The sequence below is a fragment of the Synechococcus sp. RS9902 genome, assembly GCF_014279635.1.
GTDB lineage: Bacteria > Cyanobacteriota > Cyanobacteriia > PCC-6307 > Cyanobiaceae > Parasynechococcus.
On record NZ_CP047949.1, the window covers coordinates 910,931 to 923,853 of the forward strand.

The 12,923-nt window shown below is 64.5% G+C and carries 19 protein-coding genes; 14 read left to right on the forward strand and 5 right to left on the reverse strand.

Annotated features, from left to right (window positions below; all coding sequences use genetic code 11):
* Positions 1–20: 20 nt before the first annotated feature.
* Positions 21–311, reverse strand: a complete 291-nt coding sequence (locus tag SynRS9902_RS04765) for a 2Fe-2S iron-sulfur cluster-binding protein (RefSeq protein WP_025362165.1) — start codon at positions 309–311, stop codon at positions 21–23.
* Between the two features lie 11 nt (positions 312–322).
* On the opposite strand from SynRS9902_RS04765, the gene SynRS9902_RS04770 reads away from it, so the two are divergent.
* Positions 323–463 carry a hypothetical protein gene (locus SynRS9902_RS04770; protein ID WP_186510165.1) on the forward strand — a complete coding sequence of 47 codons (141 nt, stop codon included), beginning with the start codon at positions 323–325 and terminating at the stop codon, positions 461–463.
* Positions 464–585: 122 nt separating this feature from the next.
* Here SynRS9902_RS04770 and SynRS9902_RS13500 read toward each other — a convergent pair whose 3' ends face one another.
* Complete coding sequence (locus SynRS9902_RS13500) at positions 586–795, reverse strand: hypothetical protein (protein ID WP_114987942.1); 210 nt, start codon at positions 793–795, stop codon at positions 586–588.
* A gap of 137 nt (positions 796–932) precedes the next feature.
* On the opposite strand from SynRS9902_RS13500, the gene SynRS9902_RS13505 reads away from it, so the two are divergent.
* Positions 933–1,085: a hypothetical protein gene (locus SynRS9902_RS13505; protein ID WP_186513271.1), complete on the forward strand. Its 153-nt coding sequence runs from the start codon at positions 933–935 to the stop codon at positions 1,083–1,085.
* On the opposite strand, the gene SynRS9902_RS04780 is transcribed toward SynRS9902_RS13505, so the two are convergent.
* Positions 1,082–1,351, reverse strand: coding sequence for a hypothetical protein (locus tag SynRS9902_RS04780; RefSeq protein ID WP_186510167.1), 270 nt, complete (start codon positions 1,349–1,351; stop codon positions 1,082–1,084). The two genes, SynRS9902_RS13505 and SynRS9902_RS04780, sit on opposite strands and share 4 nt — an antisense overlap.
* A gap of 34 nt (positions 1,352–1,385) precedes the next feature.
* A complete protein-coding gene (locus tag SynRS9902_RS04785; RefSeq protein WP_186510168.1) occupies positions 1,386–1,859 on the reverse strand; it encodes a CBS domain-containing protein in 474 nt (157 codons plus the stop codon).
* A gap of 31 nt (positions 1,860–1,890) precedes the next feature.
* Between SynRS9902_RS04785 and SynRS9902_RS04790 the strand changes: the two genes are divergently transcribed.
* The gene (locus tag SynRS9902_RS04790) at positions 1,891–2,427 is read left to right on the forward strand and encodes a CDP-alcohol phosphatidyltransferase family protein (RefSeq protein ID WP_186510169.1); all 537 of its coding nucleotides are present in this window, start codon (positions 1,891–1,893) and stop codon (positions 2,425–2,427) included.
* Here the strand turns inward: SynRS9902_RS04790 and SynRS9902_RS04795 are convergent.
* Positions 2,396–3,316, reverse strand: a complete 921-nt coding sequence (locus SynRS9902_RS04795; RefSeq protein WP_186510524.1) for an NAD-dependent epimerase/dehydratase family protein — start codon at positions 3,314–3,316, stop codon at positions 2,396–2,398. The genes SynRS9902_RS04790 and SynRS9902_RS04795 overlap by 32 nt on opposite strands.
* A 71-nt stretch (positions 3,317–3,387) precedes the next feature.
* Here SynRS9902_RS04795 and hisA point away from each other — a divergent pair, with 71 nt between their 5' ends.
* The 11 genes from hisA (at position 3,388) to lpxD (ending at position 12,902) form a co-directional block, all read left to right on the forward strand.
* Entirely contained in the window at positions 3,388–4,155 is a 768-nt protein-coding gene (gene hisA / locus SynRS9902_RS04800; protein WP_114987937.1) for a 1-(5-phosphoribosyl)-5-[(5-phosphoribosylamino)methylideneamino]imidazole-4-carboxamide isomerase, read from the forward strand.
* A 128-nt stretch (positions 4,156–4,283) separates the two neighbouring features.
* Positions 4,284–4,652, forward strand: a complete 369-nt coding sequence (locus tag SynRS9902_RS04805) for a Fur family transcriptional regulator (protein ID WP_226424454.1) — start codon at positions 4,284–4,286, stop codon at positions 4,650–4,652.
* 68 nt (positions 4,653–4,720) lie between these two features.
* Positions 4,721–6,316 carry a DUF3685 domain-containing protein gene (locus SynRS9902_RS04810; protein ID WP_186510525.1) on the forward strand — a complete coding sequence of 532 codons (1,596 nt, stop codon included), beginning with the start codon at positions 4,721–4,723 and terminating at the stop codon, positions 6,314–6,316.
* A 15-nt stretch (positions 6,317–6,331) separates the two neighbouring features.
* Positions 6,332–6,898, forward strand: coding sequence for a thylakoid membrane photosystem I accumulation factor (locus SynRS9902_RS04815; protein ID WP_186510170.1), 567 nt, complete (start codon positions 6,332–6,334; stop codon positions 6,896–6,898).
* Between the two features lie 64 nt (positions 6,899–6,962).
* Positions 6,963–8,123 carry a F420-0:Gamma-glutamyl ligase gene (locus SynRS9902_RS04820; RefSeq protein WP_186510171.1) on the forward strand — a complete coding sequence of 387 codons (1,161 nt, stop codon included), beginning with the start codon at positions 6,963–6,965 and terminating at the stop codon, positions 8,121–8,123.
* Between the two features lie 38 nt (positions 8,124–8,161).
* Positions 8,162–9,193 carry a hypothetical protein gene (locus SynRS9902_RS04825; protein ID WP_186510172.1) on the forward strand — a complete coding sequence of 344 codons (1,032 nt, stop codon included), beginning with the start codon at positions 8,162–8,164 and terminating at the stop codon, positions 9,191–9,193.
* A complete protein-coding gene (gene ruvX, locus SynRS9902_RS04830) occupies positions 9,193–9,669 on the forward strand; it encodes a Holliday junction resolvase RuvX (RefSeq protein ID WP_115132089.1) in 477 nt (158 codons plus the stop codon). The genes SynRS9902_RS04825 and ruvX overlap by 1 nt, the downstream gene beginning before the upstream one ends.
* Before the next feature lie 20 nt (positions 9,670–9,689).
* Positions 9,690–10,244, forward strand: a complete 555-nt coding sequence (locus SynRS9902_RS04835; protein WP_186510173.1) for a DUF3727 domain-containing protein — start codon at positions 9,690–9,692, stop codon at positions 10,242–10,244.
* Positions 10,232–10,753, forward strand: coding sequence for a YqeG family HAD IIIA-type phosphatase (locus SynRS9902_RS04840; protein WP_186510174.1), 522 nt, complete (start codon positions 10,232–10,234; stop codon positions 10,751–10,753). Before SynRS9902_RS04835 ends, SynRS9902_RS04840 begins: the two co-directional genes overlap by 13 nt.
* Complete coding sequence (proB, locus tag SynRS9902_RS04845) at positions 10,750–11,823, forward strand: glutamate 5-kinase (protein ID WP_186510175.1); 1,074 nt, start codon at positions 10,750–10,752, stop codon at positions 11,821–11,823. The genes SynRS9902_RS04840 and proB overlap by 4 nt, the downstream gene beginning before the upstream one ends.
* Before the next feature lie 35 nt (positions 11,824–11,858).
* Positions 11,859–12,902: a UDP-3-O-(3-hydroxymyristoyl)glucosamine N-acyltransferase gene (lpxD, locus tag SynRS9902_RS04850; protein WP_186510176.1), complete on the forward strand. Its 1,044-nt coding sequence runs from the start codon at positions 11,859–11,861 to the stop codon at positions 12,900–12,902.
* The last annotated feature ends 21 nt before the right edge of the window (positions 12,903–12,923 follow it).

A 12,923-nucleotide genomic window follows, 5' to 3' on the forward strand; every position in this document is an offset into this window, starting at 1 on the left:
CGAAGATGGGGTTGGTCAGCTCAGAGGTCTTCTTCGGCTTCTCCTTTGATCTGACAATCACTTGTTGGGTAAGCCACGCAAAGCAGGGCAAAGCCTTTGGCGATTTGTTCATCGTCCAAAAAGCTCTGATCCGACTGATCCAGAGAGCCACTCGAGAGCTTGCCAGCGCAGGTGGAGCAGGCACCAGCTCGGCATGAATAGGGCAGATCAGCACCAGCTTCCTCTGCAGCATCAAGGATGTACTGATCGTCGGCACAGGCAAAGCTGGAGGAGCCTTCCGATGTGGTGATCGTGATTTGATACGAGGCCATTGGTTCAATCAATGATGCATCAATCAAAAATCCAATTGGATGGCGCTGCTGATGCATTCAAGGAAGACTTCGGGATCGATGTAGCAAGTCATACCGGATTAATTCCGATGTTATTAATCACTGATTTTGCAGGTCAGATTGATGGCTGGTGAGGGTTTTGATCCAATCACTCAATTCAGAAAACACCGGTTGCACTCAGGCAAATCAGGGTTGTGGCGAGCAGCACCCAGCCCACCAGCTGAAGCCATTGCGTGAGTGGCGTTCCCATGGCTTGTCAGTCGAGTGGGTCGTCCCAAAGCGGTGGTTCATCAAATTCTTCCAACAGAGAGTTGGCTTCTAACTCCTTGCCAGCCAGCAGCAGTTGAATCACTTGATTCCAGATGAATCGAGTCAGGCGTTCTGCCTCCTTTCCCTGATGCCCTGTCTCGAACTTGATCGGAGGCACATCACCTGTGTCGTCGTGAAATCGTGAGATGAGCGACACAGGATTGGGCGCATCAACTGTTCCGTCGTAACGCTCCTGGTTCGACGGTTGACGTATCAACTGACTCCGTTTGCTCGCACACGTTGAAAGCCAAACAAGGCCTCGCCATGGGCAACCCAGCGGCGCATGCTTGAAGCATGCAAGCCAAAACATCGGAAGGCTTAGAGGTTCTCGCGGCTGTTGTTGTCACCGCCGGACTGGTGGCGGGCAACCTCGTGTTGTTTTCGCCGTTGCGCGTGGATAACCGCGTGCTGCCTGCTCCGGCATCGCAAACCGCGGAACGCCCCTAGCGCTTGAACACACCGTTGCAGTCGCCTGGAGCAGGTTTCACAAAGCAGTGCACCTCAACAGACCAGTACCCCAGAGCCGGAAAAGCAAGGCCTTGGGCCCGGGCTTCGGCGTTAACGGCATCAACGCCTCGGGCCTGGATCAGCACGTTGCCCTCGCCATCCACCAAGTCCAGGAAATCCATTTCCTCGGTCTCGGCCGTGGGGTTGGCGTGGCCTTGCAGGGGAACAACCACCAGCACACAGGCCATGAGTAAGGAGCGCAGCATCGGCCTGGAAAGGGGGAGCGAAGGATGAGTTGAATCAGCCGTCTTGATGAGAGGCGAGGGCACGCACCACGTCGCCCCGGGTGATCACGCCGACAGGGCATTGGTTGCCGTCCAGAACAAACAGGCGTTGCGTGCCCCGTTCATGCAGTTGGGATGCCGCCTTGGGCAGCGCTAACGCCGTATCGCAGCTGTGGGAGTCCTTGCGCATCAGATCGCTCACCTTGGTGCCGAGCACCTGGTGCACCTGTTTGTCCCAGTTCAAGGGATTGCGCAGGTAGATCACGCTGTCCAACAGCATCACGTAGGGGCCGGCATCCACACCGCTCTCCCGCACCATCAGATCCTGCTCCGTCAGCTCGCCGATCAGACGACCCTCTGCATTCACCACCGGCAAACCACCCACATGATGGTCGCTGATCATCTGCACAGCCTGCTGCAACGGGGTGTCGGGCGTGACCGTCAGCACCGGCTGGGTCATCACATCAGCCACCGTCAGCTGCAGGACCATGATCAAGGTTCAGCTCCTCACATTCTGAGCGTTGTTTCTGTCTTTGCGTTCGATTGCCAACGGGCTCACCGTGGCACGAGCCGTTGCCGGTTTCCCGCTGATCCTTGCCCTGCAGTTCGGCTGGCAGGGCTGGGCCTGGTGGTTGCTGCTGCTGGCCGGGTTCAGTGATGCAGCCGATGGCTGGCTGGCCCGGCGCGCCGGGGGTGGCAGCAGCTGGGGCGCTCGCCTCGACCCCCTCACCGATAAGGTGCTGATCGCGGCACCGTTGCTCTGGCTGGCGTCGTCGGCTGTGCTGCCGCTCTGGGCGGTTTGGTTGTTGCTGGCCCGTGAATTGCTGATCTCGGGTTGGCGGTCTCAGGCCAGTGATGGTGGGCCGGCTTCGCTGTCGGGCAAAGCCAAGACAATCCTTCAGTTCCTCAGCCTGCTGCTGATGCTCTGGCCCTCCGGCTGGATCGCTGCTGCCGGGCTTCAGAGCCTCGGCTGGTGGCTGTTCTGGCCCTCCCTCGCCCTGGCTCTGAGCTCAGCTCTGGGCTACATCACGCCCCGATCAGCGCCTCGTCAGAACTGAAGTCTGGCGCTGCGGTTGGGTTCAGGGCGTAGTCGTTGCTGTAGCTGTCGGCCAGACCCTTCGCCAGGTCGAAGCTGGGTTGCCAGGCCAGTTCGCGTTCCACCCGGGTGATGTCGGTAAGGAAGTGATTGAGCCGCAGCGGGAAGGCCTTACGCGCCTTGGGGTCCAGGTCGCTGGGGTTGAAGCTGCGCAGTTCGAGGCCATCGGGATCGCGGCCGCAGGCCACGGCGGCGGCGCGGATCAGGCCCCTGAAGCTGATGCCCTGCTTGCCGGAGCAGTTGTAGATGCGATTGGCGGCAGCATCCACCTCGATGCAACGGGCCATCGCTTCCGCCAGATCCTCCACATGGCCCAGTTGGGTGATCGTGCTGCCGTCACCGGGCAGCGGAATCGGGCGGTTGTGAACGATGCGATCGAAGAACCAGCGTTCCACCGGGTTGTAGTTGCCCGGTCCATAGATGTAGGTGGGCCGGAAGCTGGTGAAGGGGATGCCTTCCTTGCGCAGCCAGGACTCGGTGTCGGCCTTGCCGGCGTGACGGCTCTGGGGATCGGTGGGGCTGGATTCATCCAGGGGCCACTGCTCCGAATCGGCGTACACCCCGGCTGAGCTCACATACACAAAGCGATGGCTGGGGGCCCCGGTGATGGCCACCACGCGGCTGCTGTCCTCCTGCTTGCGTCCGGAGCTGTCGACGATCACATCGAAGCTGCGGCCCTGCAGCGCGCTGAGACCTTCATCGCTGCTGCGATCGCCACACAGGTGTTCCACGCCGGCGGGGACGGGGTTCTTGCCGCGGGTGAACAGGGTGAGTGCATGGCCCTGGGCCTGCAGGCGGGCCACCAGGGGCCTGCCCACGAAGCGGGTTCCCCCCATCACCAGGATCTTCATGCACTTGGGCCCGAAAAGCGCAGCCATTGAAGCGTGGCGCTGCAGGATGGAGGGTCTCTGGTCCGACCCCGATGGAGATCATTCCCGCCATTGATTTGCTCGATGGAGCCTGTGTTCGGCTTCACCAGGGGGATTACGACCAGGTGACCCGATTCAGTGAGGATCCTGTGGCGCAGGCCCTCAGCTGGCAGAGCCAGGGGGCAACCCGTTTGCACCTGGTGGATCTCGATGGCGCCAAACGGGGTGAGCCGATCAATGACGCAGCGGTGCGGGCCATCACCGCCGCCCTCGACATCCCTGTTCAGCTCGGTGGTGGTGTGCGCTCGCTCGAGCGCGCCGAAGAATTGATCGCCTGTGGCCTGGATCGGGTCATCCTCGGCACGGTGGCGATTGAACAGCCGGAGTTGGTTCAGGAGTTGGCCCAACGCCATCCCGGCCGCATCGTGGTGGGCATTGATGCCAACGATGGCCGCGTGGCCACCCGGGGCTGGATCGAGCAGAGCGATGTTCTGGCCACCGATCTGGCCAAGCAGTTCAGTGCCGCCGGCATCGCGGCGATCATCACCACCGACATCGCCACCGATGGCACCCTCGCCGGCCCCAACCTGGAGGCCCTGCGAACCATGGCGCAGTGCAGCGCCGTTCCGGTGATCGCCTCCGGGGGCATCGGCTGCATGGCCGACCTCCTCTCGCTCCTGCCCCTGGAGCCCCTTGGTGTGACTGGGGTGATCGTTGGCCGAGCCCTCTATGACGGCCGTGTTGACCTGGCGGAGGCCATCGCCGCGTTGGGCGAGGCAAGGCTTCAAGACGTCACCGCCGTGGCGGCAGACATCGCCTGAGCTGGCCTAGGGCCTTATGGTTGAAGCAGAATGCACCTTCTGTGGTAAGTGCAGCCGCTGGCAAGAGCAGCACGCCGTCCCCCGCGGGCAGCTTGCAGGAGGTGTTTGAGCAGTGCCGGCGGCTGGGCATGCGTCTCAGCCGTCAGCGGCGCATGGTGCTCGACCTGCTTTGGAGCGAGAAGAGCCACCTCAGCGCTCGCGACATCTTTGAACAACTGAATCTGAGGGGCCGCAGCATCGGCCACACCTCGGTGTATCAGAACCTCGAAGCCCTGCAGTCGGCTGGGGTGATCGAGTGTCTCGACCGCGCCAGTGGTCGCCTCTACGGCTACCGCAGTGATCCCCACAGCCATCTCACCTGTCTGGACAGCGGTTCGATCGAAGACATCGACGTTGTTCTCCCCGACGACCTGTTGCGTCAGATCGAACAGCGCACCGGCTTTCGCATCGAGTCGTACACCCTGCAATTGAACGGCCGGCGCACCCTGGAGAACTGAGCAGAAGCTCGTTACCTTGAGCCCAACTGTTTCGGGTTCAACCCTTGGTCTCCCCTTCGCCGGTGCGGATGTTGCTGCTCGCTCCGGATCTGCTCGGGGAGTCGCTGGCGCTGAAACTCACCTCCGCCCGGGACGATTGGGAGGTGGTGCTTCGCCCTGAGCGCCTGACGGGTGCCCCGGCGTTGGTGATCTGGTCGATCGACACCGTGGCTTCATTGGCATCGCTTCAGCAGGAGCTCTTCGCCCTGCAGGAGCGTTGGCAGCCCGCCCCGGTTCTGCTGCTGCTGCCCAGCGAACTACGCCTGTCGCGGGAGCAGCTGCTGGAGCTGCCAGCGGCCGGCCTGCTGCAGAACGTCGATGCCCAGGGCCTGCAGAACGCCATCGAAACCCTGCTGCAGGGCGGCAGGGACATTCGCCTGGAGGCTGCGCCGGAGACGCCAAGCCAGCAGCAGACCATGGGTTTGGGCCAGTGGTTGCTGGTGAGTGGCCTGCAGCAGGTGAGCCGCGAGCTGCAACGGGTGGAGGCCCTGCTCAATCCGCCCCCGGAGCAGCCCTTGCTGTTCCTGCTGCTGCAGGGGCGCCGCCGCGAATTGCGCTTCGCCAAGGGCTTGCTGCTCTGGCTCTGGGGTCCACTGCAGATGGGCCTTGAGCATGCAGAACCCCTGGGCCCCTCCGTGTCCAGCGATGGATCACCCACCACCACGGCGATCAGCCTGCGCGAACGCAATGCCGTTGCCGTATGGGATGCCATCCGTGACCGCATCGATGCATCGGTTCAGGCTGGATTGACCAATTCCACCGGCCGTCTGCTGGCGATTGAGGGGCTGCACCCGGATCGCCGCCGGGAGTTGCTGCTGGCCCTGTTGCAACAGCTTGATCAGGTCCTTCAGCGCCTGCGCAGCCGCCAGGACGGCACGGCGATCGCTCAGGCCTGGGATTCGTTGCAGCCCGAGTTGCGCCAGCAGGCCCTCACCGCCCTGGCCGGCAGTTACGTCCAGATCCCTTGCGACGGAGAGCTGCAGCCGGTGGTGGCTTCGCTGCTCAGCCGTGCTGACCTCACCGGTGCAGACGGTGAGCTGCCCGATCCAACCGGAATGCTGGCACCGCTGGTGGCCGATCAACCGATGCTGGTGAACGGCCTGCTGCTGCCGGCCGATGACCCGCGGGCTTTCCTGCAACTGGAAACCCTGGTGAGCAATTGGCTGGTGAGAACGGCGGAACTGATTGGTGCCGAATTGCTTGATGCCTGTGGTGACTGGCCGGAGCTGCGCCGTTACCTGTTGCGGGACCCCCTCCTGGCCACCCGGGAACTCGACCGGCTCAGGAATCGCTTGAACACCCAGCTGCGCTGGGCGGATTGGGTGGAGCGCCCCATTCAGCTCTACGAAAGCCAGCGCACCCTGTTTCAGTTGCGCTCCGGTCGCATCGAACCGCTGCTGCTGACGGAGCCCCGCGACAAGGAGCTCAATCAGCTGGGTTGGTGGCAGCGGCAGGTGGCCTTAGTCCTGGAGGCCCGGGATGCCCTCGCACCCCAGGTGCAGGCCCTGGTGCGCCGCATCGGCGACCTTGCCGTGATCCTGCTCACCCAGGTGCTGGGGCGCGCCATCGGTCTGGTGGGGCGGGGCATTGCCCAGGGCATGGGACGCAGCTTCGGCCGCGGTTAGGCCCCTGGGTCCACAATGGCGATCCGCTGCTTCGGCTTGATGCTTGCTTTGGTGCGCTGTCTGATCACCGTTTCGATCGCGCTGCTGCTCCATGTCGCACCAGCCGCCGCTGTGTTGAACAGCGACAGCTACGACGGCAACATCTATGCCCTCTACGCCGGCAATGGCTCGTTGGTTCCTCCTGCCAGCACCCTGGAGGAGTCCCTCGCTGAGGGACGCACAGCCGTGATCGTCTACTACCTGGACGACAGCGCCGTGAGCAAACGCTTCGCTCCGGTGGTGTCGGAACTGCAACGGCTTTGGGGCCGCAGCATCGATCTGCTTCCCCTCTCCACCGATCCTCTGCAGGGCCGTGAATCCTTGGGCGCGGGTGATCCAGCCACCTATTGGTCGGGAACCATTCCGCAGGTGGTGGTGATCGGCACCGATGGCCGGGTTGTGCTCGACCAGATCGGTCAGGTTCCTCTCGCGGCGATCAACGAAGCCATCAGCGCCTCCACCGGTCTTCCCGCTCCGGATCTGGGACGCATTGACCAGGAAGGCAGCTTCAACGAAGTGAACATCGAAGTCACCGCCAACTGAGACGCCCACCGCCGTGGCGCCTACGCTGCCGGCCAGTTGTCCCGGTCGCTGAGCCGGATCCGCTGTGTCGCTGCTGCTTGCTCCGCTCGGCCTAGGACTTGCTGTGGCCTGGCTGGAGCTCCGCCATCGCCTCAGGCCGGCCTCACCGTTGCGGATGACCCCGCGCGACTGGCGGGTTGATGATCTGGGCGGGCGGCTCCGCATCGAGGGTGTGCTGGAGATCAGCAACCCTCATCCCCGCATGGAGATTTTTGTGCCGGAGCTGCGGGTCGAGCCCGTGCTGTTGGGGGCCTCTGATCCCGCCGGCCTGGAGGTGACAACGCGGATCATTGCCGACCATCCCGACGAGGAGACCCGCGCAGACGGCTACTGGGCGGCTTACATCGTCAAAGGTCGCAAAACCACGCGTGCCCGGGTCTCGATCGAGATCACCGGCCCGACCCCATCAGCTCGGGTCGACAGCCTCTGGGTGGATGCCCACTGGGTGAATTACGGACCCTTCGGTCGCCTGCAGCGCCGTCAGGGCGTGCTGGTGCCCTTGAGCTGTCCCCAACCCCTGCAGCCCGATCAAGCCCACTTCCGCCAGGGGGAAGGCTGCCGCGTCTTGCCGTTGCGCACCCACCTGCTCGGCCCCCTGGATGACGCCATCGACGTCCTGCGCACTTACGCCGCCGATCTGGTGCAGCCCGGCGACATCCTCACCATCGGCGAGACCCCCGTGGCTGTGATCCAGGGTCGCTACCGCCATCCCAGTGAGGTGGAACCCGGCATGGTGGCGCGCCTGGCTTGCCGTGTGTTTCACCCCACCAGCAGCCTGGCCACGGCCTGCGGCATGCAGACCTTGATCGATCTGGTGGGGCCCACCCGGGTGCTGGCCGCCTGGCTGGGGGGGCTGCTGATGAAGCTGGTGGGCATCCCCGGTGGCTTCTATCGCCTCGCCGGGGACCAGGCTCGCTTGATCGACGACATCACCGGCACCACACCGCCCTATGACCAGACCATTGTTCTGGGGCCATCCCGGGCTGAGCAGTTCTGTCGTGATGCTTCTGCCGAACTCGGGGTCGACGTTGCCATCGTTGACGTCAACGACCTCGGCCGAGTGAAGGTGCTGGCCTCCAGCCCCGGCTGTGATGAGGGCTTGCTGGGCCGGGCCCTGCGTCCCAATCCCGCCGGCAATGCCAATGAGCGCACCCCCCTGGTGTTGGTGCGGCCAGGCCTGGAATGAGCGATACATTGTGAGCAGTTGGGGTTGGAGGAAGTCCGGTGACAGAACCCAAGACCACCTCCATCCGCATTGAGCCCCTCAATCCAGCCCACCTGGCCCAGTGGGTTCAGGACGCGCCGATCGATCAGCTCTCACGGTTTCAGGGCTTTCTGATCGGTGAATGGCTCTCGAGAGTTGAGCAACGTTTCCCCGATCTGCTCCCCAGCCGTTCGCCCCGTTGCCTGATGGCCCTCGCGGGGGATCGCCCGGTGGCCAGTGTGGTGGCCCGGCCGTTCAACCGCCGCGGCAGCTGCTGGATCCTTCATCTGCCGGAGCTGCTGGGCCCGCTGGACGATCACAGCCATCGCACCATCCAGCAGTCCCTGCTTCAGCAGGCTCTGCAGTCGTGGACTGCTCAGATCTGCAGCTGGGTGATCCGCTGCCCGGCCACCGATGCCGATGCCATTGCCCTGCTGCGGGAGCTGGGCTTTCAACCGCTTCGTCCGTATCAGTGCTGGTGTCCACCAGGGGCTGGGGTTGATCCAAATGGCACCGATCCGTTGCCAGGGGGTCTGCGCTGGGCGGCCTTGAACCGCCGCACCGCCCAGTTGCTCTGGCCGATCGAGCAGGGCGGCAGCCACAGCCATCTGCGTCAGATCACCGACCGCCATTGGCTGGATCTGCTGGACCGTAACGGCCCCGGCTGCGGCGTGCTGATGGCTGGAGATGCTGTGTTGGCGGGCTGCATCCGCCTTCCCGATGCGGGAGAGGCAGGGTTCCTGGAACTGATGCGCGACGTCGCCTGGGATCCCCGGCTGGATCAGGCCCTTCCTCAGGTTTTGGACGGGATCCTTCAGCGCGGCCGCCCCCGCGGACTGCTCACGGCCTTTGACGATGCCCCCCTCAGCCGGATCCTGGAGGCGGAGGGCTGGACCCGCGGCGACGAGCAGCTGCTGCTCGGACGCAGCATGTGGCGGCGTCAGTCACCCCAGCGCAACCTGCAGCTGACCCGATCGCTCGATCAGGTGCTGGGCCGATTGCGGCCCCAGGGCACACCCTTGCCCACACCAAGCCTGGGTGATCGGCACTGATGCGGCCGCGTCCCTGTTCGATCCTCAGCCTCGATGTGGGCCGGCGGCGCATCGGCCTGGCCGGCTGCGATGCCCTGGGCATCAGTGTCACGCCCCTCGCTGCCCTGCGTCGTGGTCGCTTTGATGCGGATCTGGTCGTTCTGCGGGCCCACTGCCGTGAACGGTCGGTGCAGGGGCTTGTGGTGGGTTTGCCTCTGGATGCCGCGGGCCAGCCCACGGCCCAGGCGGAGCATTGCCAGCGTTACGGCCTGCGCCTGGCTGCCGCCCTCGATCTGCCCCTGGCCTGGGTGAATGAACACAGCAGCACCTGGGCGGCCGGTGAACAGTTCGGGCTGACGGGCGATCGCAGCGGACGTCTGGACAGTGCAGCCGCTGCCCTGCTGCTGGAGCAATGGCTGGCGGAGGGTCCGGAGCTCAAACCGGCCCAACAGAGTGCGTCAAGGTCGGGCGCCGGGGCGGGCGATGGTGGATCCTGAGCCCAGTCAGAGCCGCGTCGATGTCTGAGTCGGGCCCCGGTAAGAGCAGTGATCACCCCACCCTGCTGGTCCGCGACCGCGAGGGCCATGACCTGCTGTGCTTCCTCGAGCATCTGATCCCCATCGAGGGGCAGGACTACGCCCTGCTCTCGCCGGTCGACACACCGGTGTCGCTGTTTCGGCTTAATAACGATGCAGAGCCGGTGCCGATTACGGAAGTTGCCAGCAGCGAGCCGATTCTTTCGGTGGCTGATGTGGTGCTCCAGGAGCACGACCTGGTGCTGGTGCGATCGGCGATCACCCTCACCGTCAGTGGCGAACTGGAGGAGCCGGATCAGGACGAGCTCGACGAGCTGGAAGAGGACGACGACGTTGATGAGGACGCCGAGACCTTTGAGCTGCTGGTGAGCTTCATGGTCGACGCGGAGGAGTACGGCCTCTACATCCCCCTTGATCCATTCCTGGTGTTGGTGCGGATGGTGGATGGCCAGGCGGTGCTGCTGAGCGACGATGAGCTCGACCGCGTTCAACCCCTGATTGAGGCGGAACTGGAGGAGCGTGAATGGCCGGATTGACGGCACAGCACTGGTTGACCCCCGATTGGGATCCCCACCTCACCATTGCCCAGCTTTCGCTGCCTCACCTCACGGCCCATGGCCTGAAGGCCGCTGTGATCGACGTTGACCGCACCCTTCTGCCCGGTCGTGACGTGACCCTGCCAGGGCCGGTGCGCGACTGGCTGGTGGATGCCGGCCGCCGCCTGCAGTTGCATCTGTTCAGCAACAACCCCTCCCGTGACCGGATTGCTGCCGTTGCTGATCAGTTGCAGGTCGGCTTCACCTTTGGTGCCGGCAAGCCCCGCCGTGGTGCCCTGCGCAACGTGGTTCGCGATCTCGCGCTGCCCCCGGAGGCGATCGCGATGATCGGCGACCGCTTGTTCACGGATGTGCTCTGCGGCAACCGGATGGGGCTTTACACGGTGTTGGTTCGACCGGTTCGAGACGACGGCAAGCCCTGCCGCCATGACCGTGTTCAGCGGTTTGAACGCGCCATGGCCCGCGTGATGGGGGCGCCTTCAGCATGACCCTGTGGGTCGTGAAAATCGGCACCAGCCTGCTTCGGGGGGAGACCGCCACCACGATTGATGGCTACGCCCGCTGCTTTGCAGGGGCCATGGACCGCGGTGACCAGGTGGTGCTGGTCACCAGTGGTGCCGTTGGCCTGGGCTGCCAGAAGTTGGCCCTCACCAACCGACCCGACACGGTGGTGGCCCTGCAGGCGGCTGCAGCCATCGGCCAGGGCGCGCTGATGGCGCTGTACGAACGGGCCATGGAACGCCATGGTCGTTCCGTGGCGCAGGTGCTGTTGACCCGCTCCGACCTGGCCGATCGGCGTCGTTATCAGAACGCTTCGGGCACCTTGCGGCAGCTGCTGAGCTGGGGGGTGCTGCCGGTGATCAACGAGAACGATGCCCTCTCGCCGGCGGAGTTGCGCTTCGGCGACAACGACACCCTCTCGGCGTTGGTGGCCGCCGCCGTTGAAGCCCAGCAACTGATCCTGCTCACGGATGTTGATCGCCTCTATTCCTCGGATCCGCGGGTTGATGCCAACGCCGAACCGATCTCGGATGTTCGCCACCCTCGGGAGCTGGACTTCTTGGAACAGGGGGCCGGTGACGGGGGGCGCTGGGGCACCGGCGGCATGACCACGAAGCTGTCGGCAGCCCGCATTGCCACCGCCAGTGGCATCACCGTGCAGCTCGCCGATGGCCGCGATCCTGCACGCCTCGAGGCTTTGTTGTTGGGCGAACGGGGGGGGACGGTGTTCCATCCCCACCCCGAACCCCTGGGCAACCGACGCAGTTGGCTGGCCCACGTGCTGCGGCCTGAGGGTGAACTGCAGCTGGATGCGGGGGCCTGTGCTGCGCTGCAGCACCGTGGTGCGTCTCTGCTGCTGGTGGGTGTGACGGCGGTGCGGGGTGACTTCGCCGCCAATCAACCCGTTCAGTTGCTGGACCCCGATGGGGAGGACCTGGGCCGTGGCCTCTGTTCGATGGACAGCGACCAGTTGCGGGCCGCGATGAATGACCCATCGCCGGGGGAGTCCTCCCCGGTGGTGGTGCATCGCGATGGTCTGGTGCTTCGCAGCCGTTAACCACGTCTACGATCCGCCGGACTGCCCTGGCCTCCATGCGTTTCAGCACCCTGATCAAGGTTCTGCAGACCGGTGATGCAGGCCTGCGTTGGAGCCAGCCAGGCTTGGACCCATGGCTTGAGGGTGCCGCTTCACTCGATCAGGCCTCAGCCGCCCAGCTCAGCTTTCTGGAGAAGGGCAACGCCCTCACCGCGGCCTTGGGCGCCAGCGGCGTGGGTGCTCTGTTGCTGCCCGATCAACAGGATCTGATTGATCTGGCATCGCAGCGTGGCATCGCCTTTGCGGTTTTCGCGGATCCGCGTCTGGCCTTTGCTGAAGCCCTCGATCAGTTGCATCCCCGCCGCCGGCCCTTGGCAGAGATTCACCCTTCGGCGGTGATCGATGAACGGGCTGTGGTGGGCCCCGGCACAGCGGTGGGCCCGCGGGTCTGCATCGGGGAGGGAAGCCGTCTTGGCGCCGACTGCATCGTTCATCCCGGGGTGGTGATCTACGACAACGTGGTGGTGGGTGATGGCTGCGAGCTGCACGCCAATGCCGTGCTCCACCCCGGCAGCCGTCTCGGGCGTGGCTGTGTGGTGAACTCCAATGCCGTTGTCGGCTCCGAAGGGTTCGGCTTTGTGCCGACGGCGAAGGGCTGGCGAAAAATGCCGCAGACCGGCCAGGTGGTTCTTGAAGACGGCGTTGAGGTGGGTAGCGGCACCACCATTGATCGCCCTTCCGTTGGCGAGACCCGCATTGGTGCCGGCACCAAGATCGACAACCTGGTACAGATCGGCCATGGCGTCACCACTGGCCGTGGCTGTGCCTTCGCCTCCCAGGTGGGCATCGCCGGCGGCGCCCACATCGGCCAGGGGGTGATCCTGGCGGGCCAGGTGGGGGTCGCCAATCGTGTTGTCGTGGGCGATCGCGCCATCGCCAGCTCCAAGAGCGGCATTCACGCTGATGTGGCTCCCGGTGAGGTGGTGAGTGGTTTTCCTGCGATTCCGAATCGCCTCTGGCTGCGATGCGCCACCACCTTCAGCAAGCTGCCGGAGATGGCCAAGACCCTGCGGGAGCTCAAGCGGGACACCCCTCAGTAACCTCAGCGGTCGACCTGCCGC

Coding starts and splice junctions, on each gene's coding strand:
- SynRS9902_RS13505 (WP_186513271.1), top strand. CDS start 933: ATGCAAGCCAAAACATCGGAAGGCTTAGAGGTTCTCGCGGCTGTTGTT.
- lpxD (WP_186510176.1), top strand. CDS start 11,859: ATGCGTTTCAGCACCCTGATCAAGGTTCTGCAGACCGGTGATGCAGGC.
- ruvX (WP_115132089.1), top strand. CDS start 9,193: ATGCGGCCGCGTCCCTGTTCGATCCTCAGCCTCGATGTGGGCCGGCGG.
- proB (WP_186510175.1), top strand. CDS start 10,750: ATGACCCTGTGGGTCGTGAAAATCGGCACCAGCCTGCTTCGGGGGGAG.
- hisA (WP_114987937.1), top strand. CDS start 3,388: ATGGAGATCATTCCCGCCATTGATTTGCTCGATGGAGCCTGTGTTCGG.
- SynRS9902_RS04805 (WP_226424454.1), top strand. CDS start 4,284: ATGCGTCTCAGCCGTCAGCGGCGCATGGTGCTCGACCTGCTTTGGAGC.
- SynRS9902_RS04810 (WP_186510525.1), top strand. CDS start 4,721: ATGTTGCTGCTCGCTCCGGATCTGCTCGGGGAGTCGCTGGCGCTGAAA.
- SynRS9902_RS04815 (WP_186510170.1), top strand. CDS start 6,332: ATGGCGATCCGCTGCTTCGGCTTGATGCTTGCTTTGGTGCGCTGTCTG.
- SynRS9902_RS04785 (WP_186510168.1), bottom strand. CDS start 1,859: ATGGTCCTGCAGCTGACGGTGGCTGATGTGATGACCCAGCCGGTGCTG.
- SynRS9902_RS04765 (WP_025362165.1), bottom strand. CDS start 311: ATGGCCTCGTATCAAATCACGATCACCACATCGGAAGGCTCCTCCAGC.
- SynRS9902_RS04835 (WP_186510173.1), top strand. CDS start 9,690: ATGTCTGAGTCGGGCCCCGGTAAGAGCAGTGATCACCCCACCCTGCTG.
- SynRS9902_RS04780 (WP_186510167.1), bottom strand. CDS start 1,351: ATGCTGCGCTCCTTACTCATGGCCTGTGTGCTGGTGGTTGTTCCCCTG.
- SynRS9902_RS04770 (WP_186510165.1), top strand. CDS start 323: ATGATGCATCAATCAAAAATCCAATTGGATGGCGCTGCTGATGCATTC.
- SynRS9902_RS04795 (WP_186510524.1), bottom strand. CDS start 3,316: ATGAAGATCCTGGTGATGGGGGGAACCCGCTTCGTGGGCAGGCCCCTG.
- SynRS9902_RS04840 (WP_186510174.1), top strand. CDS start 10,232: ATGGCCGGATTGACGGCACAGCACTGGTTGACCCCCGATTGGGATCCC.